This window comes from Megasphaera sp. AM44-1BH, from assembly GCF_003467125.1.
GTDB lineage: Bacteria > Bacillota > Negativicutes > Veillonellales > Megasphaeraceae > Megasphaera.
Genome location: NZ_QSFA01000001.1, coordinates 349,305 through 375,313, shown reverse-complemented (window position 1 = coordinate 375,313; position 26,009 = coordinate 349,305). Strand labels below are relative to the sequence as shown.

Annotated in this window: 25 protein-coding genes and 1 other annotated feature; of the genes, 20 read left to right on the top strand and 5 right to left on the bottom strand. The window is 50.8% G+C overall.

Annotated elements, in window-relative coordinates:
• The first annotated feature begins 45 nt into the window (after nucleotides 1–45).
• The 9 genes from DW949_RS01745 to crcB all read left to right on the top strand — a co-directional run bounded on the left by DW949_RS01745 (nucleotide 46) and on the right by crcB (nucleotide 7,961).
• Nucleotides 46–846: an amino acid ABC transporter substrate-binding protein gene (locus DW949_RS01745; RefSeq protein WP_118021547.1), complete on the top strand. Its 801-nt coding sequence runs from the start codon at nucleotides 46–48 to the stop codon at nucleotides 844–846.
• Between the two features lie 17 nt (nucleotides 847–863).
• Nucleotides 864–1,667, top strand: coding sequence for an amino acid ABC transporter substrate-binding protein (locus tag DW949_RS01740; RefSeq protein WP_118021546.1), 804 nt, complete (start codon nucleotides 864–866; stop codon nucleotides 1,665–1,667).
• 93 nt (nucleotides 1,668–1,760) lie between these two features.
• On the top strand, nucleotides 1,761–2,411 hold the full coding sequence (locus DW949_RS01735) for an amino acid ABC transporter permease (RefSeq protein WP_059077008.1): 651 nt from the start codon (nucleotides 1,761–1,763) through the stop codon (nucleotides 2,409–2,411).
• 11 nt (nucleotides 2,412–2,422) lie between these two features.
• Nucleotides 2,423–3,190, top strand: a complete 768-nt coding sequence (locus DW949_RS01730) for an amino acid ABC transporter ATP-binding protein (protein WP_118021545.1) — start codon at nucleotides 2,423–2,425, stop codon at nucleotides 3,188–3,190.
• 114 nt (nucleotides 3,191–3,304) lie between these two features.
• Nucleotides 3,305–4,744, top strand: coding sequence for a glucose-6-phosphate isomerase (locus DW949_RS01725; protein WP_118021644.1), 1,440 nt, complete (start codon nucleotides 3,305–3,307; stop codon nucleotides 4,742–4,744).
• 79 nt (nucleotides 4,745–4,823) lie between these two features.
• Nucleotides 4,824–5,819, top strand: a complete 996-nt coding sequence (galE, locus tag DW949_RS01720; protein WP_118021544.1) for a UDP-glucose 4-epimerase GalE — start codon at nucleotides 4,824–4,826, stop codon at nucleotides 5,817–5,819.
• Complete coding sequence (locus DW949_RS01715) at nucleotides 5,809–6,393, top strand: hypothetical protein (RefSeq protein ID WP_118021543.1); 585 nt, start codon at nucleotides 5,809–5,811, stop codon at nucleotides 6,391–6,393. The genes galE and DW949_RS01715 overlap by 11 nt, the downstream gene beginning before the upstream one ends.
• The gene (locus tag DW949_RS01710) at nucleotides 6,377–7,525 is read left to right on the top strand and encodes a type II secretion system protein GspD (protein ID WP_233539448.1); all 1,149 of its coding nucleotides are present in this window, start codon (nucleotides 6,377–6,379) and stop codon (nucleotides 7,523–7,525) included. Before DW949_RS01715 ends, DW949_RS01710 begins: the two co-directional genes overlap by 17 nt.
• Before the next feature lie 58 nt (nucleotides 7,526–7,583).
• Nucleotides 7,584–7,961: a fluoride efflux transporter CrcB gene (crcB, locus tag DW949_RS01705; protein WP_118021542.1), complete on the top strand. Its 378-nt coding sequence runs from the start codon at nucleotides 7,584–7,586 to the stop codon at nucleotides 7,959–7,961.
• 106 nt (nucleotides 7,962–8,067) lie between these two features.
• Here crcB and DW949_RS01700 read toward each other — a convergent pair whose 3' ends face one another.
• From DW949_RS01700 to DW949_RS01690, 3 genes are all read right to left on the bottom strand, one after another.
• Nucleotides 8,068–9,366 (bottom strand): branched-chain amino acid transport system II carrier protein, encoded by a 1,299-nt coding sequence (locus DW949_RS01700; protein WP_118021541.1) that lies wholly within the window; start codon nucleotides 9,364–9,366, stop codon nucleotides 8,068–8,070.
• Nucleotides 9,367–9,473: 107 nt separating this feature from the next.
• On the bottom strand, nucleotides 9,474–10,754 hold the full coding sequence (locus tag DW949_RS01695) for an O-acetylhomoserine aminocarboxypropyltransferase/cysteine synthase family protein (protein WP_118021540.1): 1,281 nt from the start codon (nucleotides 10,752–10,754) through the stop codon (nucleotides 9,474–9,476).
• A 77-nt stretch (nucleotides 10,755–10,831) separates the two neighbouring features.
• Nucleotides 10,832–11,074 (bottom strand) — a binding site (T-box leader).
• Nucleotides 11,075–11,313: 239 nt separating this feature from the next.
• Nucleotides 11,314–12,255, bottom strand: coding sequence for a carbon-nitrogen hydrolase family protein (locus DW949_RS01690; protein ID WP_118021539.1), 942 nt, complete (start codon nucleotides 12,253–12,255; stop codon nucleotides 11,314–11,316).
• A 115-nt stretch (nucleotides 12,256–12,370) separates the two neighbouring features.
• Between DW949_RS01690 and DW949_RS01685 the strand changes: the two genes are divergently transcribed.
• From DW949_RS01685 to cytX, 5 genes are all read left to right on the top strand, one after another.
• On the top strand, nucleotides 12,371–13,555 hold the full coding sequence (locus DW949_RS01685) for a CaiB/BaiF CoA-transferase family protein (RefSeq protein ID WP_158570612.1): 1,185 nt from the start codon (nucleotides 12,371–12,373) through the stop codon (nucleotides 13,553–13,555).
• A gap of 21 nt (nucleotides 13,556–13,576) precedes the next feature.
• Nucleotides 13,577–15,514: an ABC-F family ATP-binding cassette domain-containing protein gene (locus tag DW949_RS01680; protein ID WP_118021537.1), complete on the top strand. Its 1,938-nt coding sequence runs from the start codon at nucleotides 13,577–13,579 to the stop codon at nucleotides 15,512–15,514.
• Nucleotides 15,515–15,611: 97 nt separating this feature from the next.
• A complete protein-coding gene (locus tag DW949_RS01675; RefSeq protein WP_118021536.1) occupies nucleotides 15,612–16,445 on the top strand; it encodes a pyridoxamine kinase in 834 nt (277 codons plus the stop codon).
• Nucleotides 16,446–16,537: 92 nt separating this feature from the next.
• Nucleotides 16,538–16,915: a DUF488 domain-containing protein gene (locus DW949_RS01670; RefSeq protein ID WP_118021642.1), complete on the top strand. Its 378-nt coding sequence runs from the start codon at nucleotides 16,538–16,540 to the stop codon at nucleotides 16,913–16,915.
• Between the two features lie 19 nt (nucleotides 16,916–16,934).
• Nucleotides 16,935–18,101, top strand: coding sequence for a putative hydroxymethylpyrimidine transporter CytX (cytX, locus tag DW949_RS01665; RefSeq protein WP_118021535.1), 1,167 nt, complete (start codon nucleotides 16,935–16,937; stop codon nucleotides 18,099–18,101).
• Nucleotides 18,102–18,282: 181 nt separating this feature from the next.
• On the opposite strand, the gene DW949_RS01660 is transcribed toward cytX, so the two are convergent.
• Entirely contained in the window at nucleotides 18,283–18,714 is a 432-nt protein-coding gene (locus tag DW949_RS01660) for an Hsp20/alpha crystallin family protein (protein ID WP_118021534.1), read from the bottom strand.
• A gap of 241 nt (nucleotides 18,715–18,955) precedes the next feature.
• A complete protein-coding gene (locus DW949_RS01655; protein ID WP_118021533.1) occupies nucleotides 18,956–20,419 on the bottom strand; it encodes a glycosyltransferase family 39 protein in 1,464 nt (487 codons plus the stop codon).
• A gap of 168 nt (nucleotides 20,420–20,587) precedes the next feature.
• On the opposite strand from DW949_RS01655, the gene DW949_RS01650 reads away from it, so the two are divergent.
• From DW949_RS01650 to DW949_RS01625, 6 genes are all read left to right on the top strand, one after another.
• Nucleotides 20,588–22,060 (top strand): cell wall metabolism sensor histidine kinase WalK, encoded by a 1,473-nt coding sequence (locus DW949_RS01650; RefSeq protein ID WP_158570611.1) that lies wholly within the window; start codon nucleotides 20,588–20,590, stop codon nucleotides 22,058–22,060.
• Nucleotides 22,057–22,749: a response regulator transcription factor gene (locus DW949_RS01645; protein WP_118021531.1), complete on the top strand. Its 693-nt coding sequence runs from the start codon at nucleotides 22,057–22,059 to the stop codon at nucleotides 22,747–22,749. The genes DW949_RS01650 and DW949_RS01645 overlap by 4 nt, the downstream gene beginning before the upstream one ends.
• Before the next feature lie 89 nt (nucleotides 22,750–22,838).
• Entirely contained in the window at nucleotides 22,839–23,879 is a 1,041-nt protein-coding gene (locus tag DW949_RS01640) for a 3-deoxy-7-phosphoheptulonate synthase (RefSeq protein WP_118021530.1), read from the top strand.
• 31 nt (nucleotides 23,880–23,910) lie between these two features.
• A complete protein-coding gene (locus DW949_RS01635; protein WP_118021529.1) occupies nucleotides 23,911–24,324 on the top strand; it encodes an amino acid-binding protein in 414 nt (137 codons plus the stop codon).
• A 201-nt stretch (nucleotides 24,325–24,525) separates the two neighbouring features.
• Nucleotides 24,526–24,753: a hypothetical protein gene (locus tag DW949_RS01630; RefSeq protein ID WP_118021528.1), complete on the top strand. Its 228-nt coding sequence runs from the start codon at nucleotides 24,526–24,528 to the stop codon at nucleotides 24,751–24,753.
• 336 nt (nucleotides 24,754–25,089) lie between these two features.
• Complete coding sequence (locus DW949_RS01625) at nucleotides 25,090–25,986, top strand: NAD(P)-dependent oxidoreductase (RefSeq protein ID WP_118021527.1); 897 nt, start codon at nucleotides 25,090–25,092, stop codon at nucleotides 25,984–25,986.
• The last annotated feature ends 23 nt before the right edge of the window (nucleotides 25,987–26,009 follow it).

Sequence of the window (26,009 nt, the reverse complement as noted above, 5' to 3'; positions counted from 1 at the left end):
TGTTTTACTAAATCGTCCTTGGACAGGATATGGGGGAGCGTTCAGATGAAAAATTGGCAGAAATATGCCGCTATCGGCATGACGGCTGTACTGGCAGCTGGTCTTATGACCGGTTGTGGCAGTGATAAAAAAACGGAACAAGGCGCATCAGGAGAAAAGAATAAAATCGTTATCGGCCTCGATGACAATTTCCCGCCTTTCGGATTCCATGATGAAAGCGGGGAACTCGTCGGATTTGATATCGATATGGCAAAAGAAGCAGCCAAACGTCTGGGTATTGAAGTAGAATTCAAGCCTATAGACTGGGACAGCAAAGAAACAGAGCTGAACAGCAAGAAAATCGACGCTATCTGGAATGGTCTTTCTATTACGCCGGAACGGGAAAAGAATATCCTCTTCTCCCGGCCCTATGAAAACGGACCGCAGATTCTCCTCGTGCGGGCTGATTCCCCCATTCAGGGAAAAGCAGACCTGGCCGGCAAAATCGTAGGAACGCAGCAGGGCAGTACCGGTCTGGAAGCAATTAATCAGGAACCGGAGCTGCGCGATTCGTTCAAAGAACTCAAGCAATATTCGGATAATGTGACGAGCTTCATGGATCTGGAAGTCGGACGGATTGATGCCGTCGTCGTAGCCAAGACGACAGCGGCGTATTTCATGCAGAAGAACAAAGCGAACTTCCGCATCATTGACGTAGGATATCCGGATATACCCAGCGGCGTCGGCATGCGCAAAGACGATACGGCACTGAAGGCGAAACTGGATAAAGTACTGGAAGATATGCACAATGACGGCACGAGCAAAGCCATTTCGGAAAAATGGTTTGGTATTGATATTTCGATGTAACAAGGAGGATATGAATCATGAACTGGAAAAAAGCAATGCTGGCAGGTACGCTGGCAGTTACAACGGCAGCACTGGTTGCCGGCTGCGGAGGACAGGATAAAAAAGCAGCAGACCAGAAGATGCCCGATAAAATCGTCATCGGTCTTGATGACAATTTCCCGCCTATGGGATTCCGCAACGAAGGCGGTGAACTCGTCGGGTTTGATATCGATCTGGCAAAAGAAGCAGCCAAACGGCTGGGGGTCGAAGTGGAATTCAAACCCATCGACTGGGACAGCAAAGAAGCCGCTCTGCAGAGTAAACAGGTGGATCTTCTCTGGAACGGGCTGACCATCACCAAAGACCGGTCAGAAAAGATTGCCTTTTCCAAGCCGTATATGAAAAACGCCCAGCTTCTCGTCGTACGGGCTGATTCCCCCATTACCGACCGGGCCGGTCTGGCCGGTAAGATTATCGGTACCCAGGAAGGCAGCAGTTCCATCGATGCCCTGGATAAGAATAAGGAATTCGAAGATTCCCTCCAGGAAGTCAAGAAATATGGCGATTTCGTCAACGCCTTTATGGATCTGGAAATCGGCCGTACGGACGGCGTTCTCGTCGATAGCGTAGTCGGCCGGTACTATATGACCAAGAAAGAAGGAAAATTCAAAGTCATCGATGACAAGATGGGCGATGAACAGTTCGGTGTCGGCATGCGCAAGGACGACAAGGTCCTTCAGGATAAGCTGAACGATGTCTTGAAACAGATGACGGAAGATGGTACAATGACTAAGTTGTCCGATAAATGGTTTGGGGAAGATATAACGATTCCCGTCAAATAACGTATAATTTTGCTGTATCTGGTGGAGGGGCCGCCTGTGTCTGGGCGGCCCGCTTGTTTGTCCTGACACCGGTACATAGTAAGGGAGTGCCGTATGGAGTATTTATTGCATATTGTGCCTGCTGTAGCCGTTGGGCTTCAGGTTACGCTGAAAATTTTTATCATTACCATCGTGCTCAGCCTGCCCCTCGGGGTGGTCATGGCCATAGCCCGTATTTCCAAAATCAAGCCACTGAGCAAGTTCATGGGAGCCTATATTTATATCATGCGCGGTACGCCGCTCATGCTGCAGATCCTGTTTATCTATTACGGGCTGCCCTTTATCATTGACGGCCTGAAGCTGGCGGATTTTCCGGCGGCCATCATCGCCTTCGTCTTTAACTACGCCGCGTATTTCGCTGAAATTTTCCGTGGCGGCATCCAGTCCATTGACAAAGGACAGTATGAAGGGGCGAAAGTCCTGGGCATGACCTATGTCCAGACTATGCGCCGCATCATCCTGCCACAGGTCGTAAAGCGCGTACTGCCGCCTGTAGCCAATGAAACTATCAACCTGCTGAAAGATACGTCTCTGGTCTATATCCTGGCCATGAATGACATCCTGCGCATCACCCGGTCGATTGTACAGCGTGATTTCGATACGACAGCCTTTATCGTAGCCGCCGTCTTCTATCTCTTCTTTACGTTTATCCTTACGAAAGTATTCAGTTATCTGGAAAAACGCTTTGCCGTATACGATGAATAGGAGGCACTACGATGAGCTTTATTGAAATGAATCATATCCGTAAACAATTCGGGAACCTGGAAGTATTGAAAGATGTGACGCTGCATATGGAACGGGGCGAAGTCATTTCCATTATCGGGCCTTCCGGGAGCGGCAAGAGTACCTTCCTGCGGTGTCTCTGCCAGCTTGAAACGATCAATCGCGGAGAAATCATCGTCGATGGACAGTATATGGTGAAGACGCCGGAAGGCAGCCAACGTGCCGTCTACGAACCAGCATCCCAGGTACGGGCTATCTGCCGCCGCATGGGCATGGTATTCCAGCATTTCAACCTCTTTCCTCATATGACGGTTCTCGATAACATCCTCGAGGCCCCGCGAATCGTAAAGGGAATGAAAACCAATGAAATCCTGCCCGTAGCCGAATCTCTTCTTAAACGGGTCGGCCTCTGGAGCAAGAAAGACGCCTATCCGTCCCAGCTTTCGGGTGGCCAGAAACAGCGTGTGGCTATTGCCCGGGCTCTGGCCATGCAGCCCGATATCATGCTCTTTGACGAACCGACGTCGGCACTGGACCCGGAACTGACCGGAGAAGTACTGCGGACAATCAAGCAGCTGGCCGATGAAGATATGACTATGATCATCGTGACCCATGAAATGGCCTTTGCCAAAGAAGTTTCCGACCGGGTCCTGTTCATGGCAGAAGGTATTGTCCAGGAAGAAGGGAGTCCGGAACAGATTTTTGAACATCCACAGAATGAACGGACCCAGAGCTTCCTCAAATCGATGCTGCGGTTCTGATACAAGCTGCACTGTATATCCGATATATGGTGCAGTTTTTTGTTTCCCACGAATTACTGTATTTATGATATAATGGAGGGGTAAACAATACGAACGAAAGGCTGTGGTATTATGATGAATCGGATTACTTTACCGTCTGGTCTTGTACTGGATATGTCCCACCTTTATGGGCCGGATGCCTTGATAACGGAACAGGAAGTTGCGGATTTTGCGCCAGTCTATCAAAAGGCCCATAGGGTCATGATGGAGCTGCGCCAGAAAGGAACGGTTGCCGGCCACCTTTCCAAAGACGGTGAACCGGAAGCGGTCCTTTTCCCGCAGCTGCCGTATATTGCCGAAGGCAATATCAACAATCCCGAACGCATTGTAGCTCTGGAAGAGCTGGGACGGACGGTGCGGAACCGCGTCGATGCCGTCGTGTTCTTTGGCATTGGCGGATCGTATCTGGGCGGCAAGGTGTTGTTTGATGTCCAGTGCGGTGAATTCTGGAATCTCAGGAGCCGGGAAGAACGGAATGGTTATCCCAAGGCATTTTTTGCCGGAAACAACGTCGATGCCCATAAGCTGTCGGGCCTGATCCAGACTTTGCGTGCCGAAAGTTCACAGCAGCCGGGCTATACGGTCATGGCTGTCGTCATATCCAAATCGGGATCTACCATCGAACCCATGTCAAATTACATGATTTTCAGAAAAGCCATGGAAGATGCTGCTATTTCTCTGGAAACCGTAGCTGTTACCGATCCCCATGACGGAGAAAAGGAAACACTGCTGCACACACTGGCCCGCGAATCGGGATGGCCCATCTTCTATGTGCCGGACGGCATCGGTGGCCGGTTCAGCGTTTTTTCCGAAGTAGGACTCATCGTCGGTGCCCTGACCGGTTTTGACATCCGTTCCTTCCTTGCCGGTGCCCGCGAAGCCGATCAGGCTGCCAAGAGCGATGATATCACGAAGAATCCGGCCCTTTTAAACAGTGTCCTTAAATTCCTGGCCGGAAGCCGTCACGGAAGAAATCTGGAAGTCCTCATGCCTTATGCCGATAATCTGAAATCCTTGTCAGAATGGTATATCCAGCTCCTGGCAGAATCGCTGGGCAAACGGCTGAATAAAGAAGGCCAGGTAGTCCATTATGGCCGGACTCCTATCGTCGCTGTCGGCACGACGGATATGCATGCTCAGACGCAGGAACATCAGGAAGGCCCCCAGGATAAGGTCGTCCAGTTCGTTTCTATCGAAAAATGGCCTGATGATCTTGTCGTTCCCCATACATATGATTCCTTTGCCAAGCTGGCTGCCTTCAGCGGCCTGCCTCTGAGCCAGATCCTGGAGGCGGCGCGCCGGGCCAATGAAGAAGCTCTCATCGGGGACGGAAGGCCCAGTGCCAATTTCATTCTCCCCGAACTGAATGCGTTTTATCTGGGTGAGCTCATGTTCATCCTCTGCTGGTCTATTGCCTATGAAGGGGAATATGCCGATGTCGATGCCTTCAATCAGCCAGGGGTAGAAATATACAAACGCTATCTGGGACAGCATCTGGCAGAAATGAAAAAATAAGTCTTTTCAGCCGTGGTATGTCTTTAGAGGACAACCGATGGCTCTGGTTTTACTTTTGTAGTGAAAGGTTGCATTACTTATGAATATTCTTGTTACTGGAGGCGCCGGATATATTGGCAGCCATACCGTAAAAGCATTATTGGAAAAAGGTCATTCCGTGACCGTGCTGGACAATCTGTCACGGGGACACCGTAAGGCCGTGCCGGCCGATGTGGAACTCATCGAAGAAGATATCCATCATCTGGACCGGGTAAAACAGATCCTGACAGACCGGAACATCGAAGGGGTCATGCATTTTGCTGCCCATAGCCAGGTGGGGGAATCCATGGTCAATCCGACTATCTATTACGATAATAATATAGTCGGGTCCTATTATCTGCTGGAAGCAGTCCGGCAGGCCGGTGTACCCTATATGGTTTTCTCATCGACGGCAGCCGTGTATGGCGAACCGGAACAGACGCCTATTACGGAGGACATGCCGTACGCGCCGACCAATGTCTACGGCCAGACGAAATTGATGATTGAACACATGCTGGCCCAGTTCAGCCGTGCCTATGGCCTGCGGTATGTAGCCTTGCGCTATTTTAATGCGGCCGGAGCCGATGCCGGCGGTATGATCGGGGAAGACCATACGCCGGAAACACACCTGATTCCGCTGATCCTGCAGACGGCACTGGGACAGCGCCGGAGTATCAAAATCTTTGGTACTGATTATCCGACGGCCGATGGTACCTGTATCCGCGACTATATCCACGTAACGGATCTTGCCGATGCCCATGTGCGGGTTCTGGATTATCTGGTCCATGGCGGCCAGTCCCAGTATTTTAATCTGGGGACCCAGCATGGCATGAGTGTGCGCCAGATGATTGAGACGGCTAAAAAGGTAACAGGCCGGGATTTTGCCGTAGAAGAAGCCCCGCGCCGTGCCGGTGATCCCGCTGTGCTTATCGCAAGCTCTGAAAAAATTCAGGCTGTGACTGGCTGGCGCCCTGTCCATAGTGACGTGGAACACATCATTGCCGATGCATGGAACTGGCACCGCACGCATCCGGAAGGATACGGGGATGGGAAATAGGCTGTCCGCTTATGGTCACCTTGTTTGGAACATTTTAGTTCATCACGCGAAAACATGGCTCCCGTATGGAGTAATCCTGGCATGTCTGACAGGAATCTGGTTTTGGTGGGATGGACCGGTATCAAAACAAAACGCAGTAATACGGGAGACGAAGAATCATCATGATTCTCCGCCTCCCTCTTTTTTACAGAAAAAGACCGGTCCGTCTTTAAAGAATGGAGGAACATGCCGGTACAGTCTGACCGGTACACGGCGGACGAAACCGCTGGCCGATTTATTTGAGCCCTCTGCTGGTACGCCGGCTGTGGGAGCTGAAGGAAAAAAGGAAAAAGGCCCGGAAAAACAGGAAAAACAAAACCGTAAGGACAGGCAGATGCCATCGCAGTCTATACGGGTGCCGCAGGTATGCGGCACGATGGAAGAAAAGGGCCGGCGTCTTATCCTGCTCAGTAATGGACAGAAATCACAGGCCTGCGCGGCAGGAGATTCCTTTGATTCCTGGCAGATCGTGTATATTTCTCCCGGCGTGGCCGGACTTTCGAAAGAAGGTGTCATTCATGAAGTCTATTTTTGAGATGCACCGGTTGTGGCGGCAGATGGGATTCCTGATCATAGGGTTGGTGCTGGCCGGATGGCCGGTACCGGTTGGGGCTCTCGATGTCCGCGTTCATGAGGCCCCGGTCCGCACGGTCCTCTCGGGGCTGGCCCGTAGCGCCGGCATCAATTTGATCATTGATGATACCGTAGACGGTGCCGTGACGATGGAACTGCAGGATGTATCTGCCGAAGAGGCAATCCGCGTACTGGCAGATAGTCAGAATCTGCTGTACAGTAAGGAAGGCCCTATTGCCGTCATTACTGCCGGACGGGCCCATGACCAGGCCCGGAGCTGCTATACCTGGAAGCTCCGTTATGCCGATCCGGATAGCGTGCGTCAGGCGGCAGAAGCCGTGGCAGGGTCCGGCCTTGTCCGCTATCACAGCGATACGAACTCCCTCGTTCTCCACGGTACGGCCCGGACAGCAGCCGCTATAAGCCGGCTGGTACAGTCCCTCGATGTGCCGGTGCAGCAGGTCGATGTGGAAATAGAATTCCTGTCCCTTCAGACCGATGCTGTCAAAGACCTGGGTATTTCCTGGGACTGGACGGTCATGGAAGGAGGCCCGGGCCATCAGGCTTTCCTGTATACCGGCCAGCTGCGGGCACTGGAAAGCAAAGGCAAAGCCCGCGTCCTGGCGCGGCCCCATCTGATGGCGCAGAATGGAAGGGAAGCGCAGATTCTCATCGGGGACCGCATCCCTGTCCTGACCGAACACGTGACCGATGGAGAAGTATCCCGCACGACAGAATATGAAGATGCCGGCATCAAGCTGAGCTTTACGCCGCGGATTCACGACGACCACAGCGTGACAGCACATATCCGTGCAGAAGTCGGAACGCCTATCCTGGTACCGGAACTCAAGGCCTACCGGATCACGACGCGCCGGGCTGATACGGACGTCTGTATGCAGCCAGGACGGGATCTGCTCATTGGCGGTCTCATCAGCCGGGAAGAAATCAATAACCTGCGTAAAGTCCCCATACTGGCAGAAATCCCCGTTCTGGGAAAATTATTCCGGTACCACTATACATCGAAGAAAGAAACGGAACTGGTCATCCTCATCCGCTCCCGCGTGGCGCCGCCTCTCTCCGGGTCCGCACGTTGACAGGCTGCGGGGAATCTGCTACCATAGATGTGTTTTCAGCAAAAGGGGGACATAAGCGATGGAAAAAATACTATGTGTAGCTTTGGGTGGCGGAATCGGGGCAGCCTGCCGGTATGTACTGACGGAATTGTGCAATATGCATGGCGGGGCCTTTTTTCCCTATGGGACGATACTGGCTAATGTCATCGGATCGTTTCTGATTGGCATCCTCTTTGTCTTTTTCAGCAGTCATTCATCTCTTTCGCCTCTGGTCAAGCTGCTCTTTGTGACGGGGGTTCTCGGAGGGTTTACGACGTTCTCTACATATAATATGGAACTTCTGACTATGGCCCGGACCGGGGAATTTACCTTTGCCCTTCTCTATCTGGGGTTCAATGTCATCGGCGGCTTTGCTGCCTGCTGGCTGGGGTATGCTGCGGGCAATGCCATCGTCTGATTTTGTTACAAAGCGTTTCTATATATGACCTGTTCAGTGGCATTTAAAAAGGACTGGCTACCGGAGACAGTATGTCTCTGATAGTCAGTCCTTTTGCGTACAGGTATCAGGCCTTTGCCGGTTCTTTTTTCCCTCTGGCAGCGTAGAAAAGGGAACCGAGGATGAAGCCGGCGATAAACGGGATAATCCAGCCGAAACCGTATGCCGAAAGCGGCGTAGCGGCTACGATGGCTTTGGCAAAGCCGAGACTGGATAGACCGGGCAGGGATTCGAGGAGTGCGTATATGGTCACCAGATAGACCGATCCCTTGTAAGCACCGTCATTGGGGATGATGCGGACGAGAACGCCCAGGACCAGCAGGGCCAGGCAGGGCGGATAGCAGACGCCAAAAATCCAGCCGATATAGGTGACGATACCGTCCACCCCAAGGAGTGCCGTAAGAGCAGACAGAATGCAGCAGCCGATGGCCACCTGACGATAAGAGAAGCGCCCCGTGGCCTGACTGGTGAATTCGGCTACGGCGGCAATCTGTCCGATCGCCGTCGTCAGGCAGGCCAGCACGACGGCGATCCCCATGGGAATCATGACGGCGCCGCCTACGCGCTGGATAATCGCTACCAGAAGTTCTGCCCGTCCGATGGACTGGGGATAGTCACCGCTGACACAGGCCCCCATGTACAGGAGGGAACCGTAAATGATGAACAGCAGGACAAAGGCGATGATGCCGCAGCCAATGAGACAGCGGTTACGCTGGGCGACTGCCGTATATCCCTTGGCGTTGATGGAACTGATAAAAACGGCGGCCATGATGAAACTGACCAGCACATCGCCTGTATTGTATCCGCCCAGGAAGGCATTGACGAACGGATTGGGGACGGCCGGACTGACCGGCGTCCCGATAGGGCTGGCGACGCCTATGATGGCGATGACGACCAGAATGAGGGCCAGAAGAGGCGTCAGATATTTGCCCATCCGGTCCATGACGTTATTCTTATCAGCAGCAAAGAAAAAGGAAATGATGAAATATACGATGACGAGAGGAATGAACGGTGCTGATGGAATATTGCCCTGGATGCCGAGCTGGATGGCCGTGGCACACGTACGGGGAATGGAAACAAAAGTGCAGACCAGCATCAGTGCGGCCAGCAGGATATGGTATGTGTATTTTCCGACATGATCGGTAATGGAATGTACGTCGCCATTGAGACCGATGACGATAAGGGTAAAAATGGGCAGGAAAATACCGGACAGGGTCAGGCCGGAAAGGCCGGAAAGGTAAGCGGACCCGCTGTTCAGTCCCAGCTGGGGCGGGAAAATCAGGTTACCAGCGCCAAAGTACGTAGCAAAGAAGGCAAAATCCAGAATGCATACATCGCGGAAACGGATGGAATGGGGAGCAGACATGATAAAACCTCCTGAAAAAAAATATACAAAGAGAGCCGGCAATTGCACCGTGTACAGGCATTACCGGCCCCCATTGGTCGAAATTATGCGATTGTCACTATCGTATTTTATGCTTTATCCAGAGCCTGTTTCAGATCATCGAGAAGGTCATCGACATTTTCCAGGCCGACGGAAATGCGGATCGTGCCGCTGGTGATGCCGGCAGCCTTCAGGGCTTCATCATTCAGCTGCTGATGCGTCGTCGAAGCGGGATGTACGAGCAGCGATTTGGAATCGCCTACGTTGGCCAGATCGGAGAAAATCTGTGCGGCGTCGATGAAACGGCGGGCTGCTTCCCGGCCGCCCTGGAGTTCGAAGGAGAAGATGGAACCGGTGCCCTTCGGGAAATATTTCTGAGCCAGTTTATAATAAGGAGAGCTCGGAAGGGACGGATAGTTTACTTTCGTAACTTTCGGATGGTTTTCCAGAAAATCGGCTACTTTCTGGGCGTTGGAAACGTGGCGTTCAATGCGCAGGGACAGGGATTCGAGGCCCTGGATGAGCAGCCATGCATTGAACGGGCTGAGCGATGCGCCGAGGTCGCGGAGGTATTTGGCGCGGACGCGGGTTACAAAGCTGGCACCGGGGACGTCTTTGACAAAGCTGAGGCCGCCGTAGGATTCATCCGGTTTGACCAGTTCTTCGAACCGTCCCGAGCCTTCCCAGTCGAAATCGCCTTTTTCTACGATAAGACCACCCAGCGTCGTGCCGTGGCCGCCGATGAATTTAGTAGCCGAATGGAGAACGATATCGGCACCGTGTTCAAAGGGGCGGAAGAGGAACGGTGTGGCAAAGGTGTTATCTACGAGAACGGGGATGCCGTTTTTGTGGGCGATTTCAGCGATGGCTTCGAAATCAGGAATGTTGATGGCCGGATTGCCCAGGCTTTCCAGATATACGGCCTTCGTCTTGTCTGTAATCAGTACGGCAAAAGACTGGGGATCGTCGGGATCGGCGTATTTGACGGTAATGCCGAGGTGTCTGAATGTATCGGTGAACAATTCGATGGTGCCGCCGTACAAGGTCGGAGCGGCGATGATTTCATCACCGGCACCGGCGAGGTTGATGAGGGAAAGGGAAATTGCGGCAGCGCCGGTAGCCGTAGCCAGGGCAGCTGTACCGCCTTCCAGTGCGGCAATCCGTTTTTCCAGTACATCCCAGGTCGGGTTGGCCAGGCGGGAATAAATGAAGCCCGGTTTTTTCAGGCCGAACTGATCTTCGCCATCCTGTGTGTTTTCAAATACATAGCTCGTCGTCTGATAAATAGGAACGGCACGGGCGCCTGTTGCCGGATCGGGAACCTGACCTGCATGCTGCTGTAATGTTTCGAATTTGTAATTTGTGCTCATAATGAATTCCTCCTGTGATGTAAAAATAATTTTTTTACTTGAAGGCGTGTTGTAATAAAAAAAGCTTCCGTCCCCTCGTAAGGGACGGAAGCACCGTGATACCACCCAATTTCGCCTGACTCTCACAAGCCAGGCCTCTTCAGGTACGCAGACCGTAGTCTTGAATACCATAGCACGATAACGGGTGCAACCGGACGGTCTAATTATTCGACCAGTCTGCTCTGAGGCCATCTTCCACGGAATTCCCTGCGCTCCCTTTCACCAGACGGAAGCTCTCTGTGCCATTTCCTTCCATGTACTCTTCTCTTCATTGCAACACTATCAAGTTGATGACGTAAGTCTACCATGGAAAAATGAATTTGTCAAACCCTTTTTTGCCCAAAATTGAAAATTTTTAGAATTAAGTTCTATTGGAATACATCTGGTCAAAGGCCGTAAATGTATATATTATATATGGAAAAGGGGAGTAAAAAAAATAATAAAAATATCGTTCTATATAGCCTGCAAAAAAGTAGGACAACCCCGTATGAGTTGTCCTACGTCCGCTTGATTTGTATAATTATTCAAATTCTTCATCGCCGTCGTTAATGTAGAATTCTAAGATATCCGGACGGGAATAGTGGCCGGTGGCATCAAATTCCATGCGGCTCATAGGGACTTTGTCCATGTCGAGGTCGGCATAGATGATGGCTTCTTTGTTCCAGACTGGTTCGGTCACATAATGACCATACGGATCGATGATGCAGCTGCCACCGGTACACGTTTCGTCTTTCAGACGGCTGATTTCTTCCTGTTCCAGAAGCGTAGACGGATACATGTCTTTAGTGAAATACTGATCGACATTGAACACGTAGCAGTGTCCTTCAATGGCGATATGCTTGATCGTATCCTGCCATTCGGGATTGTCATTGGTGTTGGGAGCCAGATAGAGGGCCACTCCTTTTTCATATAAGGCGACGCGGGCCAGGGGCATGTAATTTTCCCAGCAGATGAGACTGCCCATGCGGCCCCATTCCGTATCGACCATGGGAAAATACGTTTCCGGCACATGGGAATCGGCCCAGATATAGCGTTCAGCACCGGTCGGCTTGATTTTGCGGTGCAGGGAGACCAATTCACCTTCCGGCGAAAAGATCAGATTGCTGCAGTATAAGGAGCAATTGATAGGATCCCGTTCGGTAACGCCTATGCTGACGTAGGCATGGGCTTTTTTGGCAGCGGCGGCGATGCTGATGGTATCGTCAGGGACGACGACGGCATTGTCATAATAGACTTTCCAGTCCTTGCGGCCAGCTTCATTCCGGCTGCCGACGGTGAAGCCAAAGGTCAGTCCGTAGGGATAGCAGGGGATGAGCGATTCCGGGAAGACGATGAGTTCGGCCCCGTTCTGGCCGGCTTCCATGATCTGGCGCACGACTTTATCGATAGTCGCTTTCTTGTCGAATAAGACAGGGGATGCCTGGACGATAGCCGCCCGCAGCTGCTTTTTCAGATTTTTCATGCAACGATTCCTCCGTTCATAATTTCATAATAGTATAATTTATTATAACATAGATTCCCTGATGCGCTCAAAGAAGAATCTATGTTATACTAGAAGCCGTGAGGTGAAATGTATCATGAACAATCCTTTTGAGAATGTGACTATATTAGATTTTACGCATGTATATTCCGGCCCTTACTGCACCATGCTCTTTGCTGATCTGGGTGCCAGAGTTATTAAGGTGGAACGGCCGGGAAGCGGCGATGATACGCGCCATTACCTGCCGTTTAAAAACGACGAAAGCGGGTATTTTGCTTACCTGAACCGCAATAAAGAAAGTATTACCCTGGATTTGAAATCCCCGGAAGGGAAAGAAATAGCCCTCGGCCTGATGAAACAAAGTGACATTGTCATCGAAAATTTTTCTGCCGGGACGATGAAAAAACTGGGCCTGTCCTATGAAGAAGCCCGGAAGGTACGGCCTGACATCATCTATGCCTCCATTTCCGGATTCGGCCAGACGGGGCCGCTCTGCCATAAAGCCGCCTATGACAATATAGCCCAGGCTATGGGCGGGCTGCTGCGGGTCACGGGGTATCCCGACCAGGCGCCGGTCAAAGTGGGTGTATCCATTGCCGATGCCAATGCCGGCATTCATGCCGCGTTCTGCCTGATGGCCGCGCTCTATTACCGCGAACACACGGGAAAAGGGCAGTATATCGATGTGTCCATGATGGAAACGACCATGTCCGTACTGGAAAATTTTGTCATCCAGTATACTCTGAACGGTGTCGTGCCGGAACGGATGGGCAATGAACATTCTGCATCGGCTCCTTTTGATGTCTATGTGACAAAAGATGACTATATCGCTGTGGCAACGGCCAGCAACCGCTTGTTCAGCCGCATGCAGGATGCCATGGGACTGGATATCATGTCGGACCCGCGGTTTGCGGAAAATACGCTGCGCCGCAAAAACTATGCCGAGCTGAAGCCGATTATAGAAGCGTGGATGAAGGAACATACGACGGCAGACATCGTCGCCTTGTTCGATAAAGCCGGCGTGCCGGCGGCTCCGCTCCTGCGCATCGATGAACTGGTCCATCATCCGCAGATACGGCAGCGGGGCATGATGGAAACGCAGCATCATCCCGTCATCGGTGATTTTGAAATGCCCGGTTTTCCCGCTCATTTTTCGGAAATACAGACACCGGTCCGCAAGGCAGCCCCTCTTCTCGGCGCCGATACGGATGACGTCCTCTCGGTTATGCTCGGCTTCAGCAAAGAAAAGATACAGGAACTGAAAGACCGGGACATCGTTTAGAAAGAAAGGAATTATATACAATTGGGTAGTATAAAAGTACAAAAATTAGAGAAGTCGTTCGGCGTACGGAATATTTTCCACGATGTATCCTTTGAGCTGCGCCGGGGAGAACGGCTCGGGCTGATCGGGGCCAACGGGGCAGGCAAATCGACACTCCTCAAATGCCTCATCGGGGATGAGGATTATGACGGGGGAACCTTTGTCATTTCCGAAGGAGAATCCGTAGGATACCTGCAGCAGGATATCACCTATGAAGACGATGTAACCCTGAGGGATACGATGACCGCTGCCTGGCAGGATGTCCTGCGCCTGGAAGGGCAGTTGAAAGATGTAGAAAAACAGATGCAGAGCCAGCCCGATAATGAGGAACTGATGAACCGCTACGCTCACATGCAGGAGCGGTTCGAATGGCTGGGGGGATTTGAATACGAATCGATGAGCCGCAAAATCATCCAGGGACTGGGCTTTGGGGAAGACGATATGGACCGGCCCGTACAGAGTTTTTCCGGCGGTCAGAAGACGCGCATCAATCTGGCCAAAGCCCTCGTACGGCGTCCGGACTATCTGTTTCTCGATGAACCGACGAACCATCTCGATATGGATATGCTGGAATGGCTGGAAGGTTACCTCCTTTCCTATGGCGGAGGAATTCTCATCGTATCCCATGACCGGTATTTCCTCGACCGGGTCGCTACAGGGATTCTGGAGCTGAGTCATGGCACGGTTACGAAGTATAAAGGAAATTACACGCGGTATGTGGAACAAAGCCGCGTCCGCCGCAAGGCACTGGAAAATGCCTACCGCAAGCAGCAGGAACACATCCATGAAACGGAAGAATATATCCGCAAATACAAGGCCGGAATCAAGGCAAAACAGGCACGGGGACGCCAGTCCCAGCTGGACCGGCTGGAACGGATCGAACTGGCACCGGAAGAAGCGACACTCCATTTCCATTTTGCCCCGGCCGAAGGCTGCGGGGAAAAAGTGCTGGTTCTCGATAATGTCTGCGGCGGCTATGGCGGAAGAAAGCTTTTCGATCATCTGAGCCTGCTCCTGCGCCGCGGTGAGTCGGCAGCATTGATCGGCCCTAACGGGACGGGCAAGACGACGCTGCTGCGGATGATTATGGGAGAGAAAGAACCGGATAGTGGCCATATTACCCTGGGAAGCCGGGTCCACATCGGTTATTTTGCCCAGGAACATACGGAACTGCACGGGGCCTGGAGCGTACTGGAAGAAATCATGAATGCCTTCAGCTATGGAGAAGATGAAGCCCGCAATATCTTGGGCCGGTTCCTGTTTACTGGTGACGATGTGTTTAAAACCATTGACAGCCTGAGCGGCGGTGAACAGGCACGGCTGGCCTTATTGAAATTATTTCTCGAAGGCCCGAATTTCCTCATCCTGGACGAACCGACGAACCATCTGGACATTCCGACACGGGAAATCCTGGAACAGGCACTGCTCGATTTTGGCGGCACGTACCTGGTCGTATCCCATGACCGGTATTTCCTCGATAAGATCACCGGGCGGACACTGGTCCTGGAAAACAAGAAGCTGAAAGAATTCCTGGGCAATTATACCTATTACCGGGAAAAAGAACGGGAAGCAGTGGAACTTCAGGCTCAGGAAGCGGCAGAACAGGGCGCAGAAAAAACGGGAGAAAAACAGGAAGAAAAACGGATGTCTTCCGAAGCGCATGTAGAACCAGATAAAAAGGATGCCCCGCCGGCAGTGAAAAAAAAACCATCCTATGGGACGGCCCGCAAGCTGGAACAGATAGAAATGAAGATAGCCGAACTGGAAGCGACGGTCAAAATGTATGAATTTCAGCTGAACCAGCCGGAAAATCAGACTAACCCGGATAAAGCACTGGAACTGACCGGGCTGTATGAAACGACGAAACAAAAGCTGGACGAGGCCTATGATACGTGGGCGGAGCTATCGGAAAAAGAATAAAGATGGATTCTTTTCCTTGCAGTCAGCACCAATGTAATATATACTAGCAACTAGAATGATATCGTGTTGACAAATATAAAGCAGGGAGTTAATGTACATGAATGAAAAAATTTTGCTGATTAATGATATCCCCGGTTACGGAAAAGTGGCACTGGCGGCGATGATGCCCATTCTGGCCCACATGAAATACGACGTATATAATCTGCCTACGGCCGTCGTGTCCAATACGCTGGATTATGGAAAGTTCGATATTCTGGAAACGACGGAATATATGAAAAAAACTCTGAAGGTCTGGGAGGAGCTGGGCTTTTCCTTTGATGCCATTACGACAGGGTTTATTGTGTCCCAGGAGCAGGCGGATATTGTGACCCGTTTCTGCCGGGAACAGGCCAGCCGGGGTGTGCGTATTTTTGTCGATCCCATCATGGGTGACGAAGGCCATCTGTATAACGGCGTAGGAGAAGAAACGGTAGAGCGGATGCGCGATTTGTGCCGCATCGCCGATTATATCATGCCAAATTATACGGAGGCGGCCTATCTGGCCGGCCTGGACTGTAAGGACGGCGACCTGGATGAAGAGGAAACACGGCAGCTCATCGATGCGCTCCGGGCCATCTGCCCCCGCTCGGTCCTCATTACCAGCGTGCGGACTGATGGCACTTATGTCGTGCTGGGGTATGACCATGAACGGAATACCTATTTCCAGTTGCCGTACAATCTGATTCCCGTCCGCTTTCCCGGTACAGGCGATGCCTTTTCGGCCATCCTGACCGGGCAGGTACTGCGCGGTCATGCGCTGGAGACGGCGGCCCTTCTTTCCATGGAGAGCGTGCGGAATCTCATTGCTGCCAATATGGGCGTGAAAGATATCTACAAAGGAATCCCCATCGAGCAATGCCTGAATCTCGTAGAAGAGGTACAGACTGATTGATAGGAAAAGCGCTGAGGCCGGAAGGCAGCAGTGCTTTTTTATGGGTAGTGTGTCAGCAGGATGTCTGGCACCAGCAGAGGAGTGATGATACGATGTATACGATACAAATCAAACGGATATATGAGCAGCCGGAAGATACGGATGGAACGCGGATTCTGGTAGACCGGCTCTGGCCAAGGGGAATTTCAAAAGAAAAAGCCCATCTGGACCGCTGGGCCAAAGAAATAGCCCCGTCACCGGAACTTAGGAAATGGTATTGCCATGATGCAGCATTGTACGATGAGTTTTCAAAGCGCTATCTGGCAGAACTGGATATGAATGAGGCAGGAGCCTCGTTCCTAAGCGACTGCCGGGTCTATTTGCAACAGGGAAATGTAACACTCGTGTATGCGGCGAAAGACACGGCACACAGTCATGCCCTGGTCCTGCAGCACTGGCTGCTGCAGGAACTGCAGCTCCAGGGGAAATAGAAAGGATGGATGTTTTTTCATGAATGAAACGAAGACTTCGGTCTTATCGAATGGACTTTTATGGTTTGGTGCTGGCATTTCTATTGCAGAAATACTGACGGGGATGCTCCTGGCACCGCTGGGATTTGGCAAGGGACTCCTGGCCATCATTATCGGCCACGTCATCGGCGGTGCCGTCATGTTCGGAGCCGGCGTCATCGGCGGCCGTACGGGACGGAGCGCCATGGAAACAGTGCAGATTTCCTTCGGCCGGCAGGGAGCTAAATTGTTTGCCGGACTGAACGTCATCCAGCTCATCGGCTGGACCGCTGTCATGATTGCCAGTGCTGCCGTGGCGGCCAATACGATTGCGGCTATCGGCACGGCCTTCTGGAGTGTCATCATAGCAGCCCTCATTGCACTGTGGATCGTGCTGGGTCTGAAGAACCTGGGTCGGGTCAATGTCATCGTCATAGCGGCCCTCCTGATTTTGACACTGGTCCTGAGCGCGGTTATTTTCAGCGGCGGCGCAGCTCCGAAAGCAGATGGCACCATGACCATGGGACAGGCCATCGAACTGACCGTAGCCATGCCCCTTTCGTGGCTGCCCATTATTTCCGATTATACACGCACGGCAGAAAAACCGATCAAGGCGACGGCAGCCAGCTGCGGTACCTATTTTGTGGCGAGTACGTGGATGTTTGTCATCGGCATGGGGGCGGCTTTGTATACGGGACAGGATGATATTGCCGCTATTATGCTTCAGGCCGGGATGGGACTGATCGGCATCCTGATCATCCTTCTTTCCACGGTGACGACGACCTTCCTCGATGCTTTTTCTGCTGGCGTCAGTGGACGGAGCCTGTTTCCACAGCTTTCCGATACGGTCCTGGCCCTCATCGCCTGCGCCGGGGGCATGATTCTGGCTATTGCCGTCGATGCCAGCCGGTTTGAAGATTTCCTCTATCTGATCGGGTCCGTCTTTGCGCCTATGACGGCCATTCTCCTTTCAGATTACTTCATCCTGCGCCAGGACCACAGCAGTCAGAGCGTATGCTGGCTGAACCTGATCCTGTGGGTGGCAGGGTTTGCCTTGTACCGGGCACTCCTCGATGTACAGACGCCGTGGGGGATTACCTTTCCGGTCATCATACTGGTCATGCTGGCTAGTGCCATCATCCATAAGCTGCTGCCGTCCCGGGGATAATACTGGCAGGAACCATATACCGATTCGTCAATGAACAAAAAGGGCCGTCGTATCATGGACAGAAATTCATGATACGACGGCCCACTGTTTAAGTATATTTCGTGTACGTCTGGAAACCGCCTCTCCCGTGCATCAGAAAAGGGCCTGGCACACAATTGTGTCAGGCCCTGGACAAAGGGGGTTATTGAATATCAATCGTGCCTGATTGTTCCTGCGTCTGGGGGTTCAGTTTCGGCAGGCCGATTTTCAGGACACCATTGCGGAAAGCTGCTTTAATGCCGGATTTATCAATATTGTGAATGACAAACTGGCGCTGGAACGCTGTGTTCATGCGTTCTCTGCATACATAACTCGTCTGATGCTGTGCATCGTGCTGGTCTTCTTTATGCTGGGCGGCGATGGTCAGGACATTGTTATCATAGGTGACGCTGATGTCTTCTTTATTTACGCCGGGCAGATCCGTCGTCACAATATAAGCTGTGCCCGTGTCTTCAATATCGCATTTCGGCATGCTCATCTGCGGCATGCGGGAGAAAAAGCCGTCATTAAAGAAATCATCAAATACACTGGGAATAGCAAAATCATTGTTTAATACTGGAAATAAGTCTCTCATAATAATACCCTCTTTCGTAATTGGTAATGCCTGAGATCATTATTTACAGGTCTGTGCATTGCTTTTGTTCTTTTGACCTTTCCTTGTAATCTTCTCTCTTCCGATTACACTTGTATTATACGTCTTATTAGCCACTATGTCAAGAGAGTGCTAAGAAAAATTCTTATCTTTTGAAAAATATCCCTGCAGAAACCAGAGGTCGTAGTTTCTGCAGGGATATACCATATAAAGGAGGATATCATTATGGAGTGGTGCGGTCGGCAGACCAGATAGTCGTATTGCCGGGAAGAGAAATGTAATCCGGCATTTGTCCATACAGTGCATAATAGCGGCTGGCTACGGTATTATCATGTTTCTGGTCGATGATAATCAGCCTCTGGTTTTCCTGCATGAGTGTATCGATAGAAGCCATAGGCATGACGTTCTTGGCATTCCAGTCCATTTTGCCGGGCTGTAATTTTTCTAATTCGTCGGAAGGTACAGCACGATATATGGTTTTGCCGCTATAAAATACGGCGCTGGTGCTATAGCCTTTGTAAAAACAGATGGCCGCATTATCTGTATCCATGCGGGCCAGGGTCTGGCCGATGTCCTTGCCGGACTGGTGCAGCATGATGGGCGGTGCCGCTGTAAAGGCCAGAACCGTATACAGGACGCCGCCGGCCAGGGCGATTTTCCGGACAGGCAGATGGAAGTGCTGGAGCATACCGGCGCTCAGGATGGAAAGAGAAAAGAGAGCCGGATACGTATAGGTCGTGTATTTCGTGGCGACAATGGTAAAGAAAATAAACGTTACGGCAGCGTACAGTGCGAGCAGTAATGCACAGGAGTCACTTCCTGCAAAGGGCATACGGCGTTCTTTCCTGTATTTCCAGAGAGCCCAGGGCCAGGTAAAGCTCCAGGGCGCGAAACCGACGAAGAATATAATGATATAGAAATACCATAAATTCTTTCCGCCGTGTTCCGGAACGGTAGCGCGAAGAAAATTATGTACACCGAAGAAGTTCAGGAGAAAATCATATCCGTGGACTTTATACATGAAGCCGTACCAGAGACCGGCGATGACGAAGAAGAGAAGCATGCCGCTCAGCAGATGAACGTGGAACAGTTCCTTCAGGTCATGGCGCATGATGAGAAAAATCAGGGCTGCCAGTGCGGGCAGGGCCAGGCCGACAGGGCCTTTGGTGAGAACGGCAAGGGCGGCCATGACATAGGCGGCCCAGTACCAGCGGCGGTTTTCCGTATAGCCGAGGTAGAAAAAGGCCAGACAGGCACTCATGAACAGAAACAGTGTCGCATCGGTGATGACTGCTTTTGACAGGAGCCAGCATTCGACGCTGGTCATGAGGATGATGGCGGCAGAAAAGGCAAGAGACCGGCCGTATACGCGGGCAGTGAACCAGTACGTAAACAGTACGCCTGCTGTTCCCATCAGTGCCGAGGGAAGCCGTGCCGCAAATTCGGTAAAGCCGAACAGGGAGAAGGAAAGGGCCAGTTCCCAGTAATAGAAGATCGGCTTGTCATACCAGTAGTGACCGTATATCTGGGGAGAGAGCCAGTCACCGGAGAGGACCATTTCCTTTGCCGTCAGTGCGTAATTCGATTCGGATGAGTCGGTGATGGCCAGAAAAGAATTGGCCGCCAGAAACAGGACGAGCGCGCAGAGACCGAGAAAAACATAGGGATGCTTTTCGATGTATTTCATGTAATTACCCTTCTTTCTGCAAGATAGGGTAAGGATACCAAAGAAATGTTATGAAAAGCGTAAGGACCCTTAAAGAAACTATAAGAAGTGTTAAATAAAAATTAAACAGAAATTTCAGCCATTGCGCCTTGCACATCCGGAGAGTAAGATAGAACCGGAGGGATGCTTGTGACTATAAAAAAACGTCTGATTCTATCGCATATTCTCGTATTCGTCGTGCCTATACTCATGACAGTCGTCCTGTTTCTTATGGCAGCCGGCGGCATCTGGCTTTTTACGCAGAGCGGCAATCACGTCTACGTTGAAAGTTCTACCCAGTTTAACCGGGCCAGTGAAGCCGTCCATCATGTTGTCTTCCGGTCACTGCGCAGCAGCGGTGATGATCCGGAACACTACAAATGGATCATCGAAATGCTGTCGCCGGAACAGAGTTATGTCGTGCTGGAAAAAGACGGCAGCCGCATCTATGAATACGGCAATGGACACCTTGCCAGTATGATGGAAGCCATTCCCAGTGATATCCGGGACCGGTCGTTTTCCCGTCAGAAACGGGATACGTACGTCCACGCCGATACGGGGCGGTTTTATTATCTGGAAAAACAATATATCCATGACTCCCTGTATCGTCTGTATTTTGTCAGCCGGCAGATGCCTCATGGGACAGATGAAGCCGTGGAACATGCCACGCAGGGCACGCTCATGGCTATCTTCCTGGCCTTTTTCCTGGTTCTGGCCGGGACTATTTTCTTCCTGACGCGGTTTGTGCTGCGCTATATTTTACAGGCTCTCAAATTGCTGCAGACCGGATCAGATCAGGTACGGCAGGGTAATCTTACGTACCGCCTGACCTACGGCCATGATGATGAAGTGAAGCCTGTCGTCGATACGTTCAATATCATGACGGAAGAACTGGAACAGTCCCTGCAGGAGCGGACGAGGCAGGAAGAAAACAGAAAGGAACTCATTGCCAGCATGTCCCACGACATCCGCACGCCTCTTACGGCTATCCGCGCCTATGTCGAAGGACTGGCTGACAACATAGCGGATACGCCGGAACGGCGCCGGCACTATATTGAAGTCATCCAGAAAAAGACAGAGGATATGAACCGCATGATAGACCAGTTGTTCCTGTTTTCTAAAATTGATCTGGGAGAAAAAGCATTGCCTCTGCAATCACTAGAGCTAAATGAAGTAATTTCTGATATAATAGAGGAAAACAAAGAAGGATGGCAGTATCGTCAGGCTCTGGTAGTATGGACTCCTTCTCCGGAGGCACTGCCTCTTCTTGGAAACCGGGAGTTATGGCAGCGGATCATAACGAATCTGGTGACCAATAGTATAAAATATAAAACAGAAGAGTATGTACATATCGGTATTCGTTCATGGAAACAGGAGAATATGGTCTGCCTGGAAGTCGCCGATGATGGCCCGGGCGTACCGGAAGAAGCACTGATGCGGCTGGCAGAACCGTTTTACCGTACAGACAAGGCACGGAGCCGGACGGGTGATGGCAGCGGACTGGGCCTTTCTATTGTTGCCAGAGGAGTGCAGCTCATGAAAGGTATCGTGACCTTTTTGCCGGTCCATCCTCATGGATTGTGTGTGCATATGGAACTGCCTTCCGAGGGGGATGTCAAATGAATGAACGTATTTTGATAATAGAAGATGATCAGGATATCGCTTTTATTGAGAAAGATTACCTGGAAATGAGCGGCTATGCCATAACGATTGCTTCCGACGGCCTGACCGGGCTGAAAGAAGGATTGAGCGGTTCCTATCAGCTGGTACTGCTCGATGTCATGCTGCCCGGCATGGATGGGTTTGAAGTCTGCCGCCGCCTGCGGGATAAAGTGGATATCCCCATTATGATGGTGACGGCCAAGCGGGAAGATATCGACAAAATCCGGGGCCTGGGATTCGGCGCCGATGATTATGTGGAAAAGCCCTTTTCACCGAGCGTCCTTGTGGCCCGGGTCAAATCCCAGCTGGCCCAGTATCAGCGCCTGAAAGGGACACAGATACATAAAAAATCCCGTATTACCCTGGGAAATATCTCTCTCGATCCGGACACGCACCGTGTTTTCGTCGGTGACAAAGAAAAAGTCCTGCCCAATAAGGAGTTCCAGGTATTGGAATTTCTCATGGTCAATGCCGACATGGTCTTCAGCAAAGAAACGATTTACGACAAAATATGGGGCATGGATTCCCTGGGGAATACGGCGACTGTGCCGGTCCATATCAACCGGCTCCGTGAAGCCATCGAAAAAGACCCCAATAAACCCCGCCATCTCCTTACCATCTGGGGGGGTGGCTATAAGTTTAAGCCATAATGTGCACTGAATGAGTGAAAAATGCTGGATGAACGATTCCCTTCTGTGATATAATTGAACGTACCATTTAGTTTTGGGGGGTATAGTATATGGAACTGGAAATGGAGTTCATCAGGAAACTGCCATCGCCGCAGGAACTGAAAGAAGATTATCCGGTCGAACCGGCTATTTATGAAACAAAGCGCCGGCGCGACAAAGAAATCAAAGATATCCTTACAGGGAAAGATCCGCGATTCCTTCTCATCATCGGGCCCTGTTCGGCTGACAATGAAGAAGCTGTCGTGGATTATGCACACCGTCTGGCCCGCGTACAGGAACAGGTCAAAGACACCATTTACATCATTCCCCGGGTATATACCAATAAGCCACGTACTATCGGCGTAGGGTATAAGGGGATGCTGCACCAGCCGGATCCAGAGGGTAAAGAAGACATGCTGGCCGGCATCATCGCTATCCGGGATATGCACATGCGCGTCATCAGGGAAACAGGGTTTACCTGTGCCGAAGAAATCCTCTATCCGGAAAACCACCGGTATTTATCGGATCTGTTATCTTATGCGGCTATCGGAGCCCGTTCGGTAGAAGACCAGCTGCACCGCATGATTGCCAGTGGCGTGGGTATTCCTGTCGGGATGAAAAATCCGACATCGGGCGATATTTCCGTCATGCTCAATTCTATCGCTGCAGCCCAGCATGAACAGCAATTCCTGTTCCGGGGCTGGGAAGTAAAGACAATGGGGAATCCGCTGACCCATGCCATCCTGCGTGGCTATGTGGATAAATTCGGCAAGAGCCTTCCCAACTATCATTATGAAGATCTGCAGCGCCTGTTTGAAGAATACGGCAAGCGGGAACTGGAAAACCCGGCTGTCATCATCGATGTGAACCATGCCAATTCGGGCAAGAAATATCTGGAACAGATCCGCATTTCCAACGACGTCCTCTACAGCCGTCATATGAATAAGGATATCAAGAAGATGGTCAAAGGACTGATGATTGAAAGCTATATTGAAGATGGAAACCAGAAAATCAGCGATGGCGTGTATGGTAAATCGATTACCGATCCCTGCCTGGGATGGGAAAAGACAGAAGCCCTGATTTTGGAACTGGCAGACCGCGTAGACTATTAAACTAAATTTCAGATATAAGGAGATACCATCTATGCTCAAACAGATTTCTCTTTTCACAGCGAATACCAATGGAGCCCTGGGCCGGGTTACGGACGTGCTGGCCAGGGCCAATATCAATATTTACACCATGCTGGCCAATGACAGTGCAGAATTCGGCATCCTCCGCATGATTGTCGATGACTCGGAAAAGGCGCAGGATGAACTGGTCAAAGCAGGCTATCAGTGCCGCATCGATAAAGTACTGGCCATCGATATGGCATCGGACGAACCGGGCACACTGAACAAAATCCTGTCCAACCTGAGCCGGGCTAACGTATTCGTCAAATATTGTTATATTTCCTTTGACCGGGAAACATCCTCCCCGATAGCTGTTCTCAAAACAGATGAACCGGAAACGGAAACCTTTCTCAAAGGGAAAGGCTATCGCCTGCTGGACCGCTTCTGATGCAGCGCATGAGCCTGATACAACATACATCCTGACAGGACGATTCCTGTCAAAAAAAAGACGCAGTCTCCGTATGGGCTGCGTCTTTTTTTGGAACAGGGCTTTTTATTTTACGGTCTATCGTATATAATAAAAAGCAACAAAAGAGAAGAGCGGGTTGTTTGTATTATGTATATTGATGTGGTATAAGGAGGGGCTGACATGGCTAAACAACGTAAGTCGAATCGGTATTATACAGGAATGCTGGCGTATACGGAAACGCCAAAAACAATGCGACGCCGCCGGATTTACAGCAAAATCTGCCTTATTCTGGCTATCTTGTGTATGGGCGGATTTTTCTATATGCTGGTCACGGATTCTTTTCCCGGTACGGTAAAAAAATCGGCGCAGCAGTCAGTGGCCATTATGTGTGAGAAAGACATGGGGTAGAGTGTACAAAAAGTAAATTATGGGTCTCATAAAGAAAGATTATAAATAAAAGCCATATCTTTGTTGCACTTTATACAATTAAAGAGAGGAAAGAGCGGTATAATAAAACCATCAAACAGCTCTACTTCTCTTGCAAACACCTCACTACAAAGCAAAAATGCCTGCAGTTTAAACTGCAGGCATTTTTGTGTTTGCAACGAAAAAAATAAAAACGTATCAGATTATACAAACTAATAAAATAAACAGTGTTATAATTTAATGATAAAAACACATGTGAACAATGCTTAAAAAGAATAGGAAAAAGCAGAACTTTGTTCAAAAAGGAGGTAAAGCAGTATGAATGGGGATGTGAAAACGAAAGTTGGTTTTCTGGGACTCGGTGTCATGGGATTGCCCATGTCGGAGAATGTCATCAGAAAATCAGGGTGTGAGGTCTATGGATATGACGTGGTATCCGAAAAACTGGAGGCATTTTCCAAGGCCGGAGGCCATGCGGCAGCCAGTGCGGAAGAAGTTTACACGACCTGCGACATCATTATGCAGATGCTGCCGACTCATGCGATTATCATCAATTCTGTCGAACAAGCCGTCAAATACGGTAAAAAGGGAAATATCATCATTGATCTTTCCTCAGCGGCACCGCACATTATCCTGGAATTATACCCGAAAGTAAAAGAAGCCGGGATGTATTTTCTCGACTCCCCTGTAAGCGGTGGCAATCCCAAGGCCAAAGATGGGACGCTGGCCATCATGACTGGCGGCGACAAGGATATCTTTGAAAAAGTCAAACCGCTTCTTGCGTGCATGGGCGAACCGGTATATACCGGCGGTCCCGGCAGCGGTGACGTGACAAAACTGGTCAATAATACCATTGGCGGAGCCTATCTGGCTGCGATTGCGGAAGGCTATGCTTTTGCTGCGAAAGCTGGCATCGACCTGCAGACGACCTTCGAAGCGACGCGGTGTGGTTTTGCCGGCGGCCCCCTGTATGACAACAAGGTACCGAAAATCATTTCCCGCGATTACGAACCGGGTGCCCGCATTGCTGTCCATCGAAAAGATATTCTCAATGCCAAGAGCTATGCACACAAACTGGGAATTGACCTGCCGGTGACGGATGTGACACTGCTCATCATGGACTGGATGAATGACAATGGTTATATCGATATTGATCAGGCCGGTATGGTTAAATATTTTGAAGACAAAATGGATGTGACTGTTGGTAAAAAATAAGTGAACAGAAAAAGAAAGGTGAT

What these genes read in the sequence shown, in the direction of transcription:
- DW949_RS01745 (WP_118021547.1), top strand. Translation starts at nt 46, where the DNA reads ATGAAAAATTGGCAGAAATATGCCGCTATCGGCATGACGGCTGTACTG.
- DW949_RS01740 (WP_118021546.1), top strand. Translation starts at nt 864, where the DNA reads ATGAACTGGAAAAAAGCAATGCTGGCAGGTACGCTGGCAGTTACAACG.
- DW949_RS01735 (WP_059077008.1), top strand. Translation starts at nt 1,761, where the DNA reads ATGGAGTATTTATTGCATATTGTGCCTGCTGTAGCCGTTGGGCTTCAG.
- DW949_RS01730 (WP_118021545.1), top strand. Translation starts at nt 2,423, where the DNA reads ATGAGCTTTATTGAAATGAATCATATCCGTAAACAATTCGGGAACCTG.
- DW949_RS01725 (WP_118021644.1), top strand. Translation starts at nt 3,305, where the DNA reads ATGAATCGGATTACTTTACCGTCTGGTCTTGTACTGGATATGTCCCAC.
- galE (WP_118021544.1), top strand. Translation starts at nt 4,824, where the DNA reads ATGAATATTCTTGTTACTGGAGGCGCCGGATATATTGGCAGCCATACC.
- DW949_RS01715 (WP_118021543.1), top strand. Translation starts at nt 5,809, where the DNA reads ATGGGAAATAGGCTGTCCGCTTATGGTCACCTTGTTTGGAACATTTTA.
- DW949_RS01710 (WP_233539448.1), top strand. Translation starts at nt 6,377, where the DNA reads ATGAAGTCTATTTTTGAGATGCACCGGTTGTGGCGGCAGATGGGATTC.
- crcB (WP_118021542.1), top strand. Translation starts at nt 7,584, where the DNA reads ATGGAAAAAATACTATGTGTAGCTTTGGGTGGCGGAATCGGGGCAGCC.
- DW949_RS01700 (WP_118021541.1), bottom strand. Translation starts at nt 9,366, where the DNA reads ATGTCTGCTCCCCATTCCATCCGTTTCCGCGATGTATGCATTCTGGAT.
- DW949_RS01695 (WP_118021540.1), bottom strand. Translation starts at nt 10,754, where the DNA reads ATGAGCACAAATTACAAATTCGAAACATTACAGCAGCATGCAGGTCAG.
- DW949_RS01690 (WP_118021539.1), bottom strand. Translation starts at nt 12,255, where the DNA reads ATGAAAAATCTGAAAAAGCAGCTGCGGGCGGCTATCGTCCAGGCATCC.
- DW949_RS01685 (WP_158570612.1), top strand. Translation starts at nt 12,371, where the DNA reads ATGAACAATCCTTTTGAGAATGTGACTATATTAGATTTTACGCATGTA.
- DW949_RS01675 (WP_118021536.1), top strand. Translation starts at nt 15,612, where the DNA reads ATGAATGAAAAAATTTTGCTGATTAATGATATCCCCGGTTACGGAAAA.
- DW949_RS01670 (WP_118021642.1), top strand. Translation starts at nt 16,538, where the DNA reads ATGTATACGATACAAATCAAACGGATATATGAGCAGCCGGAAGATACG.
- cytX (WP_118021535.1), top strand. Translation starts at nt 16,935, where the DNA reads ATGAATGAAACGAAGACTTCGGTCTTATCGAATGGACTTTTATGGTTT.
- DW949_RS01660 (WP_118021534.1), bottom strand. Translation starts at nt 18,714, where the DNA reads ATGAGAGACTTATTTCCAGTATTAAACAATGATTTTGCTATTCCCAGT.
- DW949_RS01655 (WP_118021533.1), bottom strand. Translation starts at nt 20,419, where the DNA reads ATGAAATACATCGAAAAGCATCCCTATGTTTTTCTCGGTCTCTGCGCG.
- DW949_RS01645 (WP_118021531.1), top strand. Translation starts at nt 22,057, where the DNA reads ATGAATGAACGTATTTTGATAATAGAAGATGATCAGGATATCGCTTTT.
- DW949_RS01640 (WP_118021530.1), top strand. Translation starts at nt 22,839, where the DNA reads ATGGAACTGGAAATGGAGTTCATCAGGAAACTGCCATCGCCGCAGGAA.
- DW949_RS01635 (WP_118021529.1), top strand. Translation starts at nt 23,911, where the DNA reads ATGCTCAAACAGATTTCTCTTTTCACAGCGAATACCAATGGAGCCCTG.
- DW949_RS01630 (WP_118021528.1), top strand. Translation starts at nt 24,526, where the DNA reads ATGGCTAAACAACGTAAGTCGAATCGGTATTATACAGGAATGCTGGCG.
- DW949_RS01625 (WP_118021527.1), top strand. Translation starts at nt 25,090, where the DNA reads ATGAATGGGGATGTGAAAACGAAAGTTGGTTTTCTGGGACTCGGTGTC.